Origin of the sequence: Cupriavidus sp. CuC1 (assembly GCF_044627735.1) — a bacterium.
GTDB lineage: Bacteria > Pseudomonadota > Gammaproteobacteria > Burkholderiales > Burkholderiaceae > Cupriavidus > Cupriavidus ulmosensis.
Window position 1 is genome coordinate 1 of record NZ_JBIUHC010000226.1, and the last position, 12,740, is coordinate 12,740.

The following is a 12,740-nucleotide window of genomic DNA, read 5'->3' on the forward strand; positions in this document are numbered from 1 at the left end:
AGACAAAAAAGTAGGTCGCCTCCCCGAAGGGGAGGTGAAACTGCAGTTGCCCTTGACGTTAAGCCATTGAATTTGAAGCTGATTTTGCAGTTGCAGTTGCAGTTGCAGTTGCAGTTGCAGTCAAAGCCCCCTCCCCCCTCACCCCATCATCGCCTGCGGCAACCTCCCCCCCACCCAGTTGCGCTCCTGCTCATAAGCATGCGCCAGCCGCAGCACCGACAAATCATCCCTCGGCCGCCCAATCAACTGCATCCCCATCGGCAACCCCTGCGGCCCGAATCCAACCGGGACGCTGATCGCGGGGCACCCCGACAGCGTCCACGGAAAGACCACTTCCATCCAGCGATGATAGGTATCCATCTCGCGGCCGGCGATCTGTTTTGGCCAGGGCTGGTTCACATCGAACGGGAAGACTTGCGCCGTGGGCACCGCGATATAGTCGAACTGCTTGAACACGCCAAGCAGCGCTTGATACCAGGCGCTGCGCTCCATGCTCGCGGCATAGATATCGCTTGCGCTGAGCTTGAGCATGCCCTCGATCTCCCAGATCGCGGAGTCCTTGAGCAGCGCGCGCTTGGCCGGGTCCTGGTAGAAGGGCAACATTCCGTTGCCGACCAGGAAATGACGGTGCACCAGCCAGGTCTTCCATAGCCGCTGCGCAGAGAACGGCGGCTTGATCGCTTCCACCCCCACGCCAAACGCCGGGAAGGCCTTGAGTGCATCCTCGCACAGCGGCAGGATGCCGGCTTCCATGGGCAGGTAGCCGTCCCAGTCGCCCAGCCATGCCACGCGCTTGCCCTTGAGGTTGGCCTTTAGCACGTCGGCCACATTGGCCGGGGTGAGCGTGGCAAGCACCGGGTCTTGCGCGAGCGCCTGCGGCGTGCGCGCATCGGGGCCGGCCTGCGTGGCCAGCAGCAGGGCCACGTCGGCGACGGTGCGTGCCATGGGCCCTTCGTAGCCGAGTTGCTGGATAAAGACTTCCGGGGCGGGGCCGTAAGGCACGCGGCCGGCCGAGGGACGCATGCCGTAGACGTTGCAAAAGCCGGCCGGGTTGCGCAGCGAGCCGCCGAAGTCGCTGCCGTCCGCTACCGGCAGCATGCGCAGCGCCAGCGCGGCGGCCGCGCCGCCGCTGCTGCCGCCGGCGGTGCGGCTGGCGTCATAAGGATTGCGGGTGGCGCCGTAGACGGGGTTGAAGGTTTGCGAGCCCAGGCCGAACTCCGGCGTGTTGGTCTTGCCGATCAGCACGGCGCCGGCGCCGCGTGCGCGTTCCACGATGATGGCATCCACCGTGGGCACATTGTCCCGAAAGATCGGCGAGCCGAAGGTGGTGCGGATGCCGCGCGTGAGCGCCAGGTCCTTGGGCGCTTGCGGCATGCCGTGCATCCAGCCGGCGGAGCGTCCGGCGGCGAGGGCCTGGTCGCAGGCGGTGGCTTCCTGCAGCAGCACTTCGGGCTCACGCAGCGCGACGATGGCGTTGGCGCCGGGATTCACTCGTGCAATGTGGTCCAGGTAGGCCGCCATGACTTCGCGGGCCGACAGCTTGCGGGCATGGATTTCGCGCGAGAGTTGCCACGCCGGCATCATCACGATGGGATTCGGGCCGCCAGCCGTGGTGCCGGGACCGGATGCGCTCGATGCGCCCCCCTTGCCGGCGGGCGCCGCTGCGCTGGCGCTGCTGGCAGCCACGCCCGCGGCGATGCCGGCCAGCGTGGCGCCTGCCAGGTGGCCCAGCAAATGGCGCCGCGAAGGTTGCCCGGGGGCGGGGCTGTTGACGGCGTTGCGCGCATTGTCGCTATCACGGTCGGTAGTGCCTGTGGGGGTCATCGTGTCGTTCCTCGTTCCTGTTTTTTGTCCTGCGTGTGCTTGTCTGCGTGAGTCTGTCACATTGTCCCGGGACTCGCGCGGGCGGTCTGGTCCGGCGTGGCCGTCGAACCACCGCCCAGGATCTCGGCGCGGTGCGCGCTCACGTCATCGAGCGGCTGGCGGCGATAGCGGCTCACCTCCTCGGTGCTGAATGCCGGCACGTCGTGGCGGCCGGTGAGCGCGGGCATCAGCCAGTTCATCAGCCCGGCGATCTCTGCGTCGCTCAACGCGGAGGCCGAGGTGCCCGGCACCTGGATCAGGAACGCGCGCCCGGCCGGCGTGGCAAGCAGCAAGGGCACGGTCTCGCGCATGTCGGGGATGCCGGCCGAGGGCTTGCCGCGGGCATCGGGCTGGTGGCAGCCGGAGCAGTGCAGCAGGTAGTTGTCGCGCGCGTGGCGCAGCTCTGCCTGCGCGTTCGCGGTCGTGGCTAGCGTGGCCAGCGCTAGCAGGCCCAGGCCGCGTAGCGCTGCCAAGCGCAAGGTGCGTGCTCTGCGCGATGCCATGTTACTGCCCCGCCTCGCGCAGCTTGCGCACGGCGCCAGGCGTCTTGCGCTCGGCGCGTGCGCGGGCCAGCGCATCGGCGCCTACCGCTTGCGCCGGCGCGCCGTTGCTCAATGCCAGCCACGACAGCACGGCGGCCAGCGATTCGTCCGGGAGCGTGGCGAAGCTGGGCATGACGCCGTTGAACGACTGGCCCTGCGACTGGATCGGGCCAGCCAGGCCATGGGTCAGCACATTGGCCAGGTAGGCCTGCCCCGCCGGTGTGGCGAGCCGCTCGCGCAGCGCGCCGGCCAGCGGCGGCGCCACGCCGGCAATGCCCGATGCATCGGCGTTATGGCAAGCGGCGCAGTGGGTGCCGAACAAGGCCTTGCCCTGGTCGGCCAGCGAGTCGGCAAGGACCGCGCTGGCGGGCGCCACGCATGCCAGGCATGCCAGGCACTGAGCCAGCTGTGAGGAAGGCAGCTTCATTCCTGGACTCCGAGAATGATCGAGGTGGTGCAATGGAACATCGTGCTGTCGTTGCTCATGCACCAGTTCACGTCGTTGTGCACGCCCAGCCGGTAGCCCGGCCGCTCGCGCTCGTTGGTGTTGCACTCGCAGCGCCCGCAGGTGGTCTTGCCGCAGCAATCGTTGTAGCTGACCATGTAGTCTCGTCCGTCGGCGGGGTTGTGGCAGGTGCCCACCCATGACACGCGCGAGGGCTCGGTGCCCGGCGGGCAGGTGGTGGAACTGCCGCCGCAGCACGAGCACAGGAAGCCATCCACCGCGCAGTACTTCCAGTAGTCGCAGGCGGTTTCGTCCTGCGCTTGCGGGCCGGCGGCCTTGCCGGCTTTACTGCCATGCGCGCCGGCCGCGTGCGCGCTGCGGTCGAAGGGCAGCACCGGCAGCGCCATCGTGCCCACCATGGCCTTGCCGAGCGTGGCCAGCACGCTGCGCCGGCCCGTGCGCTGCGCCGCGCGCCGGGTCTGGTGTTCGAAGAATCGGTCAATCCACATTGTGTTTCTCTCCCCTGCCGTCAGGCACGCGTTTCCAGGAACTGCTGCACCGAGCCCACGTTCAGGTCCATCGCGGTGAACAGGCTCTCCAGCTGCTCACGCGAATTCACCAGGCCCTTGGCGCGCAGCGTGCCGCGCTCGTCCATCAGCACGCCGTAGGGCAGCTTGCCTATCTGCAGGTGCATGCCGAGCTCGGGCGAGAGCACATAGGGGAAGGCTTCCAGCCCGGCCTGGCGCAGGAAAGCCAGATGCTCGGGCTGTTCGCCGTCGGAGGCGAGCACCACGCGCAGCCAGCCGGCCTCGCTGGCCTGCATCGACTTGAGCACCGGCAGCAGCTTCTTGCAGACCGGGCAGGTGGGCGAGAGAAAGAACAGCAGCGTGCTGCGCGCCTGCGCGCCGCCCACCGCCACCGGGCCGCCGCGCACATCCTGCAGGGCAAAGGGCGGCAGCGCCTCGCCCACGCGCGGGCCGGCGTCGATCACCAGCGCGCCCATCGGCGCGACGCGTTCAAACAGGATGCCGACCTGGCGGGCCAGCGCATAGAAGCCGAAGAGCAGCGCCAGCACGGCGATCCACAGCAAGATATTGGCAATCACAAGGGCAGTCATGGGAGTCTCACGAGAAGGTGGAATGCGTAGGGTGGCTGGAAGCCAGGCCGCCGGAGTGGTGCGTAGCGCGGTCGGCATTAACCAGCAATTGCGTGGCGCCGAGCCAGAGCAGCAACAGCGCGAGCGCGCAGAAGCCGGCGGCCAGGGCGTCGAGCAGCGTGAACGCACGGGGTGCCGTGTCGGCCGCCAGCCCGGCGGCAGTGATCGCGGCCAGCACCAGCACGGCGAGCAAGCCAAGGTTGCGCAGCAGCAGCCCCTTTGATAGCCGCAGGCTGTCGGCGTCGCTGCCGCAGCCGCAGCGGATGTCGCGCCGCCCGCGCAGCAGGTTGATGCCCACCGCGCCGCTGGCTAGCGCCACCACGCACGCCGCCAGCAGCGCCGCGCCCGGGTGCAGCGGTGCGGCCACCAGCGCCGCCACGCTGGCGGTCTCGGCGCCCACGTAGGCAAGCGCCACCCAGCGCGACCAGGCGTCGGGCACCAGCCGGTAGGCACTGACGGCGCCCCAGAAGCCGGAGAAGTCGCGCAGCTTGGGCCACAGGGCATGCGCCAGTACCAGTGCGGCGGCGGCGGAACATGCCGCCACCACGACCGGATCGCGCAACACGTTGGAGACCACGGCGGCGGCGCTCATTGGTGCAGCTCCAGCTGCACCGCGTTCTCTGCCACCTGGTCAAGGCGCGCCACCGGCTTGAGGCCCCGGGCCGGGTCCAGCGACACCACGCCGGCCTTGGCGGCATCCAGCACATACAGCGTTGGCTGCGGCCCTTGCGTGATGGTGAGCGCCAGCGCGTTCTGCCCCGGCGCGCGGGCGATGCGCTTGTGCTGCGCCAGGTCGATGGTCCAGATCTCGGCGGCGGGGGTCTTGTGCGATCCCTCCTTGCTGCGCGGATGCATGCCCAGGTACAGGCGGCCGGTGGCGGCGTGCAGCGCGAACAGCTGGTAGCCGCCCGGCTTCCAGCCCGCCTTGCGGTCCGCTGCGTCCAGCACGGGCCAGGGCTGCGCGAAGGCCGGCGTCTCGCCCGAGAGATCCGCGCTGTAGACGTTGCCGTTGAAGGACACGAAGGTCAGCGTGTTGCCCACGCGCCCGCTGTGCAGGAAAACCGGGTCGGCGTCGGGATCGAACATGCGCGCGCTGCGCTTTTGCCCGCTGGGCTGGCCGGCGGCGTCATGCGTCACCGTCAGCATCGTGCCGTCGCTGCACAGTGTGCGAAAACGCTGGCTGGAAGCTTCGGTGGCAAACACGCCCCAGCAGCCGGGGGTTTGTGCCTCCGCCACGAACTTGCCGGCCTGCAGGTCGACGATGCTGACCGAGGTGGCGGGCGTGGCGTTCTGCACGTAGAGGAAATGCCCGTCGGCGGATACGGTGGCGATGCCCCGGTAGTTCAGCGATTGCGCATGCTTGGGCGGGATCACGATCTCGCTGCGGTAGGCCAGCGTGGCGGTGTCGTACAGGCTCACCACGTCGGTGCGCTCCCCGCGCGCCAGCCGCGAATAGAAGGTGGAGATCACATACAGCGTGCCCTTGTCCGGCGACAGCACGCTCTGGCCGCCGAAGGCGGTAGGCACCAGCCCCAGGTAGCGCATGCGCTTGCCGTCCACCACATGCAGGCGACCGTCCACCATGTGCTTGAACGCCACATCGGAGATATAGAGCCGGCCGTCATCGGCGGGCGCGAGTGGCTGGACGGAGAGGGTTTCCGGCTGCAGCTCGGCGGCATTGGGGGCGTCATTGGGTGCGGCAGTGGCTGGTATGGCGAGCGCGCTCAACATCGTCGCTGCCGCCACTATCCGTACCGCGCCGGGCCGTCGCGTGATGGCCCTGGTGCTTACCTCGTTCACTGGATGGCTCCTTGGGATGCGCTTTGCAATGGGGCCAGTCTACGAACGGGGGTGGTGCGGGCGTTATCCGAAATCGGCAACGGCGGCACGGGGATATTCACCAATGCCGGCCGGGCGGCGGCAGTGGCCGGCGCCTTTCGTGATGGCGGCTTGCGGTGCACGGCGCCCGGATGCCATGGCGGGCGCGCCTGCCGGCGGTGCGCGCCATTCGTCGCCACGGCGAAGCTGCACTGCGGTCGTGCGCGCAGGGCTGTGCGGGGGCCAAGTGCCAAGGCGCAGGCTTATCCGTTTTCGGAAACGGAGCAGAATAGGCGGTGAGGCCGAAGATGGAGAAGGCGATGTAGCCGAGGCGGCCAAAGTGGCCCCAGAGCTGCCCCGGGGCAGCCCCGGGGCAGCTCCAGGGCGGGCCAACGCCGTCACCGTGCTACGATCCGCGCCTATTACGGAGAATGAAGATGTTTTTTACTTGCCAGAACCAGTCGTGCCAGACGCGTTGGGACCCCAAGGACGTGACGGTCAAGGATGAAGGCCAGGGCCCGCTGTTTCGCTGCCCGGTGTGCAACTCCCGCAACCCGGTCGTGCCCCAGCGCAAGTCCGACGGCAGCATCGTCTACAAGCAGCGCAACCGCTAAGGGGCTGCTTAAGCCGCTTGAATTGATCCAGGCCTCTCATGGCCTGTTGACGCCCGACTGGCCACGCCGGCTAGCGGCGCGTGGCCCGGCGCTCAGCCGCCAGCCCGCTTGACGGTCATCCCGCGCTGCTTGAGTTTTTCCATCACCGTGTCGCAGTGGTCGCCCTGGATCTCGATTACGCCGTCCTTGACGGTGCCGCCCGAGCCGCAAGCGGCCTTCAGTTCCTTGCCCAGTTGCGCCAGCGCCAGCGCGTCCAGCGCCACGCCGCGCACCAGCGTCACCCCCTTGCCCTTGCGGCCCTTGGTCTCCCGCGACACCCGCACGATGCCGTCACCTTGCGCGACCGGCTGGGCCTTGCCGCACGTGCAGGCCGCCAGCGCATTGCCGCAGCCGGGGCACATGCGGCCGTGTTCGGTGGAGTAGACCAGCGAGCTGGCGGGTTTTGGGTGAGACATGACAGGGATTCCGGGTGACGGGCTGGCTGGCGCAGCCCGGGGCAGGCAGCGTACGACAAGCGCGCGGCGCCTGCAAGGGGGCGCGGAACCGCTCAGGTGCGGCTTGCAGCCCGTGGCAGGCGCTGCGCGCCTGATTATTCGCTCACTCGCCGTAGCTCTGCCCCCGCGCGATCAGTTCCGGCGTGCCGATCACGCCGTTCAGCCCGTCGAAATCCAGCATGGCATCGCGCATCGGCGCGGTGGTGCCGTGCTCGAGCAGGCTGCCGTAGTAGCGCTTCATCTGCGCGCCGATGAAGCGCACCACGCCACCCGGGAAAATCACGATCCGGAAGCCCTTGCCGGCGAGTTCGGCGGCGCTCTGAACCGGCGTCTTGCCGCCTTCCACCATATTGGCCAGCAGGGGGATGCGCCCGGCAAAGCGCGCGCAGACGCGCGCCATGTCTTCCTCGGTGCGCAAGGCTTCGATAAACAGCGCGTCGACCCCGCATTCCACATAGGCCTCGGCGCGATCGATCGCCGCATCCAGTCCTTCGATGGCCACCGCATCGGTACGGGCAAGGATCAGGGTTCGCGATGAGGCGCGCGAGTCCAGGGCCGCTTTCAGCTTGCCGCACATCTCGGCTGTTGCGACCACGCGCTTATTGTCCAGGTGGCCACACCGCTTGGGAAAGGTCTGGTCCTCGAGCTGGATCATGGCCGCGCCGGCGCGTTCCAGCGTGCGCACGGTCCGGATCACGTTGAGTGCATTGCCGTAGCCGGTATCGGCATCGACGATCAGCGGCAGGTCAACGCGGTCGGTGATCCTGCCGACGATATCCACTGTCTCGGTGGCGGTGGTCAGGCCGACGTCGGAGCGCCCGAGCTGCGTGTAGGCCACGGCGGCGCCAGACAGGTAGAGCGCCTCGAATCCCGCCTGCGCGGCGACCAGCGCCGAGAACGCGTCGTAGACGCCGGGCACCAGCAGCACGCGCGGTTGGCGCAGGCGGTCGGCGAGGGATGGAGTTGTCATTGTGTTTTCCAGGGGTGGTGGCCATTGGTAGCCGGTTTAATGGGGGCTCAATGCCTGATTGTCAGGCAATCTTGGTATGGGTGACGGCGACCACCTTGGCCCAGCGATCGATCTCCTTGCGCACGAACTGGGAGAACTCCTGCGCGCTGCTGCCCACCGGCACCAAGCCTTCGTTCTGCAGGCGCTTGCGCATGGCCGGCGAGGCCACGCCGGCGCGCGCCGCTTTTTCGATCTGCTGGACCAGGTCGGCCGGCATGCCGGCCGGGCCGAACAAGCCGTACCATGAACTGTAATCGAAGCCTGGCAGCACATCGGCGATCGGCGCTACATCGGGGAACGCCGGCAGGCGTTGCAGCGTGCTCACGCCAAGCGCCTTCAGCTTGCCCGCGCTCAGCAAAGGCTGCACGGTGGCCACATTGCTGAGCAACAGGTCCGCCTGGCTCCCCACCACATCGGCCACGGCAGGCCCCGCGCCTTTGTACGGCACGCTGACGATATCGACGCCGGCTTCGGCCTTGAGCATTTCGCCCGCGAGATGGTTGGCGCTGCCGACGCCGGCCACGGCGAGGCTGAGATGGCCGGGCTGCGCCTTGGCCAGTGCGATGACTTCGCGCAGATTGCTCACCTTGAGCGAAGGCCGGGCGACCAGGATCAGCGGGGAGTTGGCGACCAGGCTGATGGGCGTGAAGTCCTTGAGGGTGTCGAACGGCAGCTTCTGGAACAAGGAGGGATTGATCGCATGGCTGGTGTAGCTCAGCAGCAGCGTGCCGCCATCGGGCTCGGCCTTGGCGACCGCGCCCGCCGCGATATTGCCGGCCGCACCCGGCTTGTTGTCGACAATAAACGTGTGCCCCAGCCGGTTTTCCAGCTCCACGGCGAGCGAGCGAGCCACAATGTCGGTGCCACCGCCCGGCGTGGCGCCGACCAGCAGCTTGGTCACGTTGGTCGCCGCCCTGAGCTCGGGCGGGAGCATGAGGGCTGCGGATAGCAGCGCCAGGAAGTCACGTCGTTGCATGTTGTCTCCGTCATCTTGTTATATGGCGCCGGCGGGGTCGAACCCGCCGCGCGTGGGCTTGCCGCCTGCTATGTCAGTGCTGCGGTGTGTCAGCGCATCAGTTCGTCAACGCCTCGCCGGGCGCGGCGGGAGCCCAGGCCCGCAAGGGCATTCCAACAGCTGCGGCCTGCCGGGCTTCAAACGCAACAAAGGCGGCCGGCATCGCGCTGCCGCGCAGCCCGCCCCTGACCGCGCCGGCACGCGTGTCGCCGAAGTACACCGCCCAGTCGTCCGGCAGTGGCTGCGCCGACGGCACCGCCAGCCACAGCCGCAGCAGGTGGCGCTTGCGGTCCATCTCCTCATAGTCTTCAAAATTGGTCCGCGAGTGGATGGTGACGTAGTTGTTCAGCAACTGCATGTCGCCCGGCTCGAGCGACATGGAAAAGCACAGGCTCGGGTCCGTCATCAGTTCGTCCAGCAAGTCCAGCGCCTCATGCTGCGCGGTGGTCAGCCGCGGCACGGTGTCGAAGTCCGCCTGCGCGGCGACGATGTTCTTGCGGTTGGTCCGCAGCGCAAAGCAGTCCGGATGATTGCCAAGGATCGTCAAGGCATAGTACGGGGGCTGCGCGGGATCCTGCGCGCCCTGGTAGCTGAAGTAAAAGGGCGCTCGCAGCACCGCCTCCAGGTCCGGCCGCCTGCGGATGAACGCATCGCGCAAGGCCATCGAGCTGACCACCTTGCTCTCCCCGCCGCTCTTTGCCGCGCGCCGGCACAGGAGGGCAACCACGTCGCTGGAGTCGCAATGGAAATCCAGGCCGGCGTTGGTGTTATAGCCGCGCCCGTTCCTGGTCTTGTAGGCGGCGCCGATATCGCGCACGTCATTGAGGAAATCGCTGGCGCGGTTCTGCGTGCGCGCCACGCCCATGTGCAAGCCCATGCCCCAGTAGGCCAGGCGCGTGTCGTCCTCGGTCCAGCGGTCCACCGGAAAGCCCTTGAGCAGGCACATGCCCCAGCGGCCTTGCGTGGCCTGGACCGCCCGCTTGAGCGCGCCGCCTGCGGCTGCGTCCAGCGGGAAGTCCGCCTGCGTCATGTCGAGAAACGGCTTGCGGCAAGCCTTGGCGTGGGCCAGGGCGGCATCGATGCTCGCCACCTCCTGCGCGCTCAGGTGCTGGATCCATGAGGCGTCGCTGGCGGCTTCCGAGGCGGTCCAGGCCACAGGGTTGAAGGCGGTCATGGTGTCTTTGTCTCCGTTGGATTGCTTTGGATTGCTTTGGATGCGCGGGATTGCTTGGATCCGTGCGATTAGTCTAAGCTTTCGTGGAGATAAGAAGTAGTGACGATATTTCGAAGTCTTGATAAGGAATATTGATGAAGCTGGAGGCGTTTGCGACACTGCGCTCGGTGATCGAGGAAGGTTCGTTTGCGGCCGCCGCAAGCGTGATGCATCTCACGCCCAGCGCGGTGAGCATGCAGATGAAGCAGCTGGAGCTTTATCTAGGGCAGGCGCTGTTCGATCGCTCCGGCTTGCAGGTTCGCCCGACGGCCGCCGCGCACGAGGTGGTGGCATCGATGCGCGGGGGGCTGGACTACCTCAATGCGCTGCGGCGGCGCACCATGGTGGCCATCGACGGCACGGTGCGTCTGGGCGTGATCGAATCGATCCAGCCGGTGCTGTTGCCCGGCACGCTGCGTTACCTGAAGGATCGCTACCCGCGGCTGGCGGTGCGCCCCACGCGCGGGCGCAGCGCGGGGCTGATGGATGCCGTCAAGGCGGGGCAACTGGATGCGGCGGTTGTGGCCCAGCCCGAAAAAGGCCGGCTGTCCGGCTTGCGCTGGCATCCGCTTACGCAACGGGAAATCGTGCTGATCGCCCCGCCCGGCGAGCGCGCCAGTTCGGTGTCAACGCTGCTGCACAAGCACGACTGGATCCGGTACGACCGCAGCACGGTCACCGGGGCGATGGCGGCGCGCTATGTCCATGCCTGCTTGCCGGGCAAGCGCAGCGCGCTGGAGCTCGACAGCGTGCCGGCCATCGTCGCCATGGTCAGCGCCGGGCTTGGCGTCTCCCTGGTGCAGCTGATGGACCCGGGCATTTGCCAGATCTATCCGGTGCGGATCATCCGACTGGGCAGCGAGGTGCCCACGCTGCAGATTTCACTTGTCATCCGCAAAGCCGATGAGGACAGCCGCTTGCTGCTGGCGCTGCGCGAGGCCATGACGGCCACGCTAGGTGCCCGCGCCGCGCCGTGATCGGCGAGACGCGCCATGTCCATACATTTGGGATCGAGATTGTCAGAGCGAAGGAAGCCCGGCCTTCGTTGAAGGCGCTCGCAAGGCGCGCGATGTCTGCATCGGGCCCTGGTGCTTGACGGTGGAGCGCTTATGCAGCGCCCCTTGCGCACTGTCGATGGCGCAGCCTAGCGCCCGGCAGGGCTCCCGTAGAATGCACCAGTGCGGGGATTCGAAACGATGTAGGTATTGCGTCTTGCCCAAGTCTGGGCGGCCATGAAGACTTCGGGCTCGCGCTGGCTCCAGTCACTCGTCATGAGTGGTGCAGCTTCCTGCTCCGTCGTGGCATACACGACGGCCTGGTGAAGGGCGGCCCGGCCTTGGCTTCCTGGAATGGTAATGGTGCGAATCGTCACGCGCATCGTCAAAGGCCTCAACGTGTTTGGACTGCAAAGTATGGCGGCCTTTCAAGGACAGTATTGTGACAGCGTAGTGTCCTTATCTGCCCTGAAAGGCTGCGCCATGGGGCGCTTGGCGAAGCCGGGAGAATCTGGTTTGCGGCCTCGCGGTGGATAGGGTGCAGCTATCCACGATCATACGCGCAAGCACTAATCGGGCCAACGACATCTGTTGTGGCGCGCCGACAGGCTGCGCGCAGCCTGCGGGATGCGGCAGCACAATGTTTCCAACTGGAATATTTGTACTTGGTACTGGCGACCAAGGCCTACAGCGCGCTCTTGTCGATCGCAATGCCCAGCTCGCCCGCCATGCGCTCCACCAGCGCCTGAAGCCGGTTCACCTTCTCGGCCAGTTCCTTTTGCTCGGCTTTGAGCGCCTCGAACTCGGAGGGCGAGATGTTGTCGTCGGTGCCGCCGCGCTCGGTGATGTCATCGACGCTGACCTCGCCGCACAGCAGGTGCATCCAGCGGTTTTCGCGTCCGCCGGGAGCGCGCGGCAGCTTGACGACGAAGGGTGGCTCGGCGGCGGCCAACTCGTCCAGGAACACCTCGACCGACGAGATATCGGCAAATGCGTGCAGGCGCGCGGAGTTCAGCCGCAGCTCCGCGGCCGTCTGGGGCCCGCGCAGCAGCAGCGTGGTGAGCAACGCGACCGACTGGCTCGGCACGCCCAGCACGCGTTTCATGTTTTGCTCGAAGCGCGGCACGCGGCTGCTGCTGCCTTCCATGGCCAGGCTCAGGCGTTTCAGGCCATCAATGGCGGTGAGGATCTCGGCCTCGGAGGCATTCATCACCGGCGCGCGCGCGGTCTTCTGGTTGCAGCCGGATGTCAGTGCATTGAGCGACAGCGGATAGGTGTCCGGCACCGTATGCTGCTTCTCGACCAGCACGGCCAGCACGCGCCCTTCAAGCTGCGTCAAGGAACGGATGGCTGGGCGTGCGTGGGTGTCGGAATTGGGATTCATGAATCGTATCGCTAGGTGAAGCTGCTTGCTCGGGGTGATGCACTGATGGGCTGATCAGCTGAACCACTGGCCTACTGATCGTGCGCCAGCCGGGAGCGCCTTGTTTGGTGGACATTTGACGTCCTCCCCGTCCTAAAGGACGGGGATTCCTACTACTAGCGATGCACGTCCGCATCGGAGAATGTTTAGCGC

General features: G+C 67.2%; 14 protein-coding genes. 2 read left to right on the forward strand and 12 right to left on the reverse strand.

Annotated elements, in window-relative coordinates; translation table 11 throughout:
- Nucleotides 1-138: 138 nt before the first annotated feature.
- The 7 genes from ACGLHR_RS47460 to ACGLHR_RS47490 all read right to left on the reverse strand — a co-directional run bounded on the left by ACGLHR_RS47460 (nucleotide 139) and on the right by ACGLHR_RS47490 (nucleotide 5,806).
- A complete protein-coding gene (locus ACGLHR_RS47460; RefSeq protein WP_400102703.1) occupies nucleotides 139-1,581 on the reverse strand; it encodes an amidase in 1,443 nt (480 codons plus the stop codon).
- 299 nt (nucleotides 1,582-1,880) lie between these two features.
- The gene (locus tag ACGLHR_RS47465) at nucleotides 1,881-2,366 is read right to left on the reverse strand and encodes a cytochrome C (RefSeq protein WP_400102691.1); all 486 of its coding nucleotides are present in this window, start codon (nucleotides 2,364-2,366) and stop codon (nucleotides 1,881-1,883) included.
- 1 nt (nucleotide 2,367) lies between these two features.
- The gene (locus ACGLHR_RS47470) at nucleotides 2,368-2,832 is read right to left on the reverse strand and encodes a c-type cytochrome (RefSeq protein ID WP_400102692.1); all 465 of its coding nucleotides are present in this window, start codon (nucleotides 2,830-2,832) and stop codon (nucleotides 2,368-2,370) included.
- Nucleotides 2,829-3,359 carry a methylamine dehydrogenase light chain gene (locus ACGLHR_RS47475; protein ID WP_400102693.1) on the reverse strand — a complete coding sequence of 177 codons (531 nt, stop codon included), beginning with the start codon at nucleotides 3,357-3,359 and terminating at the stop codon, nucleotides 2,829-2,831. Before ACGLHR_RS47475 ends, ACGLHR_RS47470 begins: the two co-directional genes overlap by 4 nt.
- Nucleotides 3,360-3,379: 20 nt before the next feature.
- On the reverse strand, nucleotides 3,380-3,967 hold the full coding sequence (gene mauD, locus ACGLHR_RS47480; RefSeq protein WP_400102694.1) for a methylamine dehydrogenase accessory protein MauD: 588 nt from the start codon (nucleotides 3,965-3,967) through the stop codon (nucleotides 3,380-3,382).
- Nucleotides 3,968-3,974: 7 nt separating this feature from the next.
- Nucleotides 3,975-4,598, reverse strand: coding sequence for a MauE/DoxX family redox-associated membrane protein (locus tag ACGLHR_RS47485; RefSeq protein WP_400102695.1), 624 nt, complete (start codon nucleotides 4,596-4,598; stop codon nucleotides 3,975-3,977).
- On the reverse strand, nucleotides 4,595-5,806 hold the full coding sequence (locus tag ACGLHR_RS47490; RefSeq protein WP_400102696.1) for an amine dehydrogenase large subunit: 1,212 nt from the start codon (nucleotides 5,804-5,806) through the stop codon (nucleotides 4,595-4,597). Before ACGLHR_RS47490 ends, ACGLHR_RS47485 begins: the two co-directional genes overlap by 4 nt.
- Before the next feature lie 455 nt (nucleotides 5,807-6,261).
- Here ACGLHR_RS47490 and ACGLHR_RS47495 point away from each other — a divergent pair, with 455 nt between their 5' ends.
- The gene (locus ACGLHR_RS47495; RefSeq protein WP_318238278.1) at nucleotides 6,262-6,438 is read left to right on the forward strand and encodes a hypothetical protein; all 177 of its coding nucleotides are present in this window, start codon (nucleotides 6,262-6,264) and stop codon (nucleotides 6,436-6,438) included.
- Nucleotides 6,439-6,530: 92 nt separating this feature from the next.
- Here the strand turns inward: ACGLHR_RS47495 and ACGLHR_RS47500 are convergent, their stop codons facing one another.
- The 4 genes from ACGLHR_RS47500 to ACGLHR_RS47515 all read right to left on the reverse strand — a co-directional run bounded on the left by ACGLHR_RS47500 (nucleotide 6,531) and on the right by ACGLHR_RS47515 (nucleotide 10,130).
- A complete protein-coding gene (locus ACGLHR_RS47500; protein ID WP_400102697.1) occupies nucleotides 6,531-6,893 on the reverse strand; it encodes a translation initiation factor Sui1 in 363 nt (120 codons plus the stop codon).
- Nucleotides 6,894-7,035: 142 nt separating this feature from the next.
- Nucleotides 7,036-7,902, reverse strand: coding sequence for an oxaloacetate decarboxylase (locus tag ACGLHR_RS47505; RefSeq protein ID WP_400102698.1), 867 nt, complete (start codon nucleotides 7,900-7,902; stop codon nucleotides 7,036-7,038).
- A gap of 61 nt (nucleotides 7,903-7,963) precedes the next feature.
- Nucleotides 7,964-8,917 carry a tripartite tricarboxylate transporter substrate binding protein gene (locus tag ACGLHR_RS47510; RefSeq protein WP_400102699.1) on the reverse strand — a complete coding sequence of 318 codons (954 nt, stop codon included), beginning with the start codon at nucleotides 8,915-8,917 and terminating at the stop codon, nucleotides 7,964-7,966.
- Between the two features lie 97 nt (nucleotides 8,918-9,014).
- Complete coding sequence (locus tag ACGLHR_RS47515) at nucleotides 9,015-10,130, reverse strand: TauD/TfdA family dioxygenase (RefSeq protein ID WP_400102700.1); 1,116 nt, start codon at nucleotides 10,128-10,130, stop codon at nucleotides 9,015-9,017.
- A gap of 134 nt (nucleotides 10,131-10,264) precedes the next feature.
- Between ACGLHR_RS47515 and ACGLHR_RS47520 the strand changes: the two genes are divergently transcribed.
- Nucleotides 10,265-11,146: a LysR family transcriptional regulator gene (locus tag ACGLHR_RS47520; protein ID WP_400102701.1), complete on the forward strand. Its 882-nt coding sequence runs from the start codon at nucleotides 10,265-10,267 to the stop codon at nucleotides 11,144-11,146.
- A 703-nt stretch (nucleotides 11,147-11,849) separates the two neighbouring features.
- On the opposite strand, the gene ACGLHR_RS47525 is transcribed toward ACGLHR_RS47520, so the two are convergent.
- Complete coding sequence (locus ACGLHR_RS47525) at nucleotides 11,850-12,548, reverse strand: YceH family protein (protein ID WP_400102702.1); 699 nt, start codon at nucleotides 12,546-12,548, stop codon at nucleotides 11,850-11,852.
- Nucleotides 12,549-12,740: the final 192 nt, after the last annotated feature.

Coding starts and splice junctions, on each gene's coding strand:
- ACGLHR_RS47460 (WP_400102703.1), bottom strand. CDS start 1,581: ATGCCGGCGTGGCAACTCTCGCGCGAAATCCATGCCCGCAAGCTGTCG.
- ACGLHR_RS47465 (WP_400102691.1), bottom strand. CDS start 2,366: ATGGCATCGCGCAGAGCACGCACCTTGCGCTTGGCAGCGCTACGCGGC.
- ACGLHR_RS47470 (WP_400102692.1), bottom strand. CDS start 2,832: ATGAAGCTGCCTTCCTCACAGCTGGCTCAGTGCCTGGCATGCCTGGCA.
- ACGLHR_RS47475 (WP_400102693.1), bottom strand. CDS start 3,359: ATGTGGATTGACCGATTCTTCGAACACCAGACCCGGCGCGCGGCGCAG.
- mauD (WP_400102694.1), bottom strand. CDS start 3,967: ATGACTGCCCTTGTGATTGCCAATATCTTGCTGTGGATCGCCGTGCTG.
- ACGLHR_RS47485 (WP_400102695.1), bottom strand. CDS start 4,598: ATGAGCGCCGCCGCCGTGGTCTCCAACGTGTTGCGCGATCCGGTCGTG.
- ACGLHR_RS47495 (WP_318238278.1), top strand. CDS start 6,262: ATGTTTTTTACTTGCCAGAACCAGTCGTGCCAGACGCGTTGGGACCCC.
- ACGLHR_RS47500 (WP_400102697.1), bottom strand. CDS start 6,893: ATGTCTCACCCAAAACCCGCCAGCTCGCTGGTCTACTCCACCGAACAC.
- ACGLHR_RS47505 (WP_400102698.1), bottom strand. CDS start 7,902: ATGACAACTCCATCCCTCGCCGACCGCCTGCGCCAACCGCGCGTGCTG.
- ACGLHR_RS47510 (WP_400102699.1), bottom strand. CDS start 8,917: ATGCAACGACGTGACTTCCTGGCGCTGCTATCCGCAGCCCTCATGCTC.
- ACGLHR_RS47515 (WP_400102700.1), bottom strand. CDS start 10,130: ATGACCGCCTTCAACCCTGTGGCCTGGACCGCCTCGGAAGCCGCCAGC.
- ACGLHR_RS47520 (WP_400102701.1), top strand. CDS start 10,265: ATGAAGCTGGAGGCGTTTGCGACACTGCGCTCGGTGATCGAGGAAGGT.
- ACGLHR_RS47525 (WP_400102702.1), bottom strand. CDS start 12,548: ATGAATCCCAATTCCGACACCCACGCACGCCCAGCCATCCGTTCCTTG.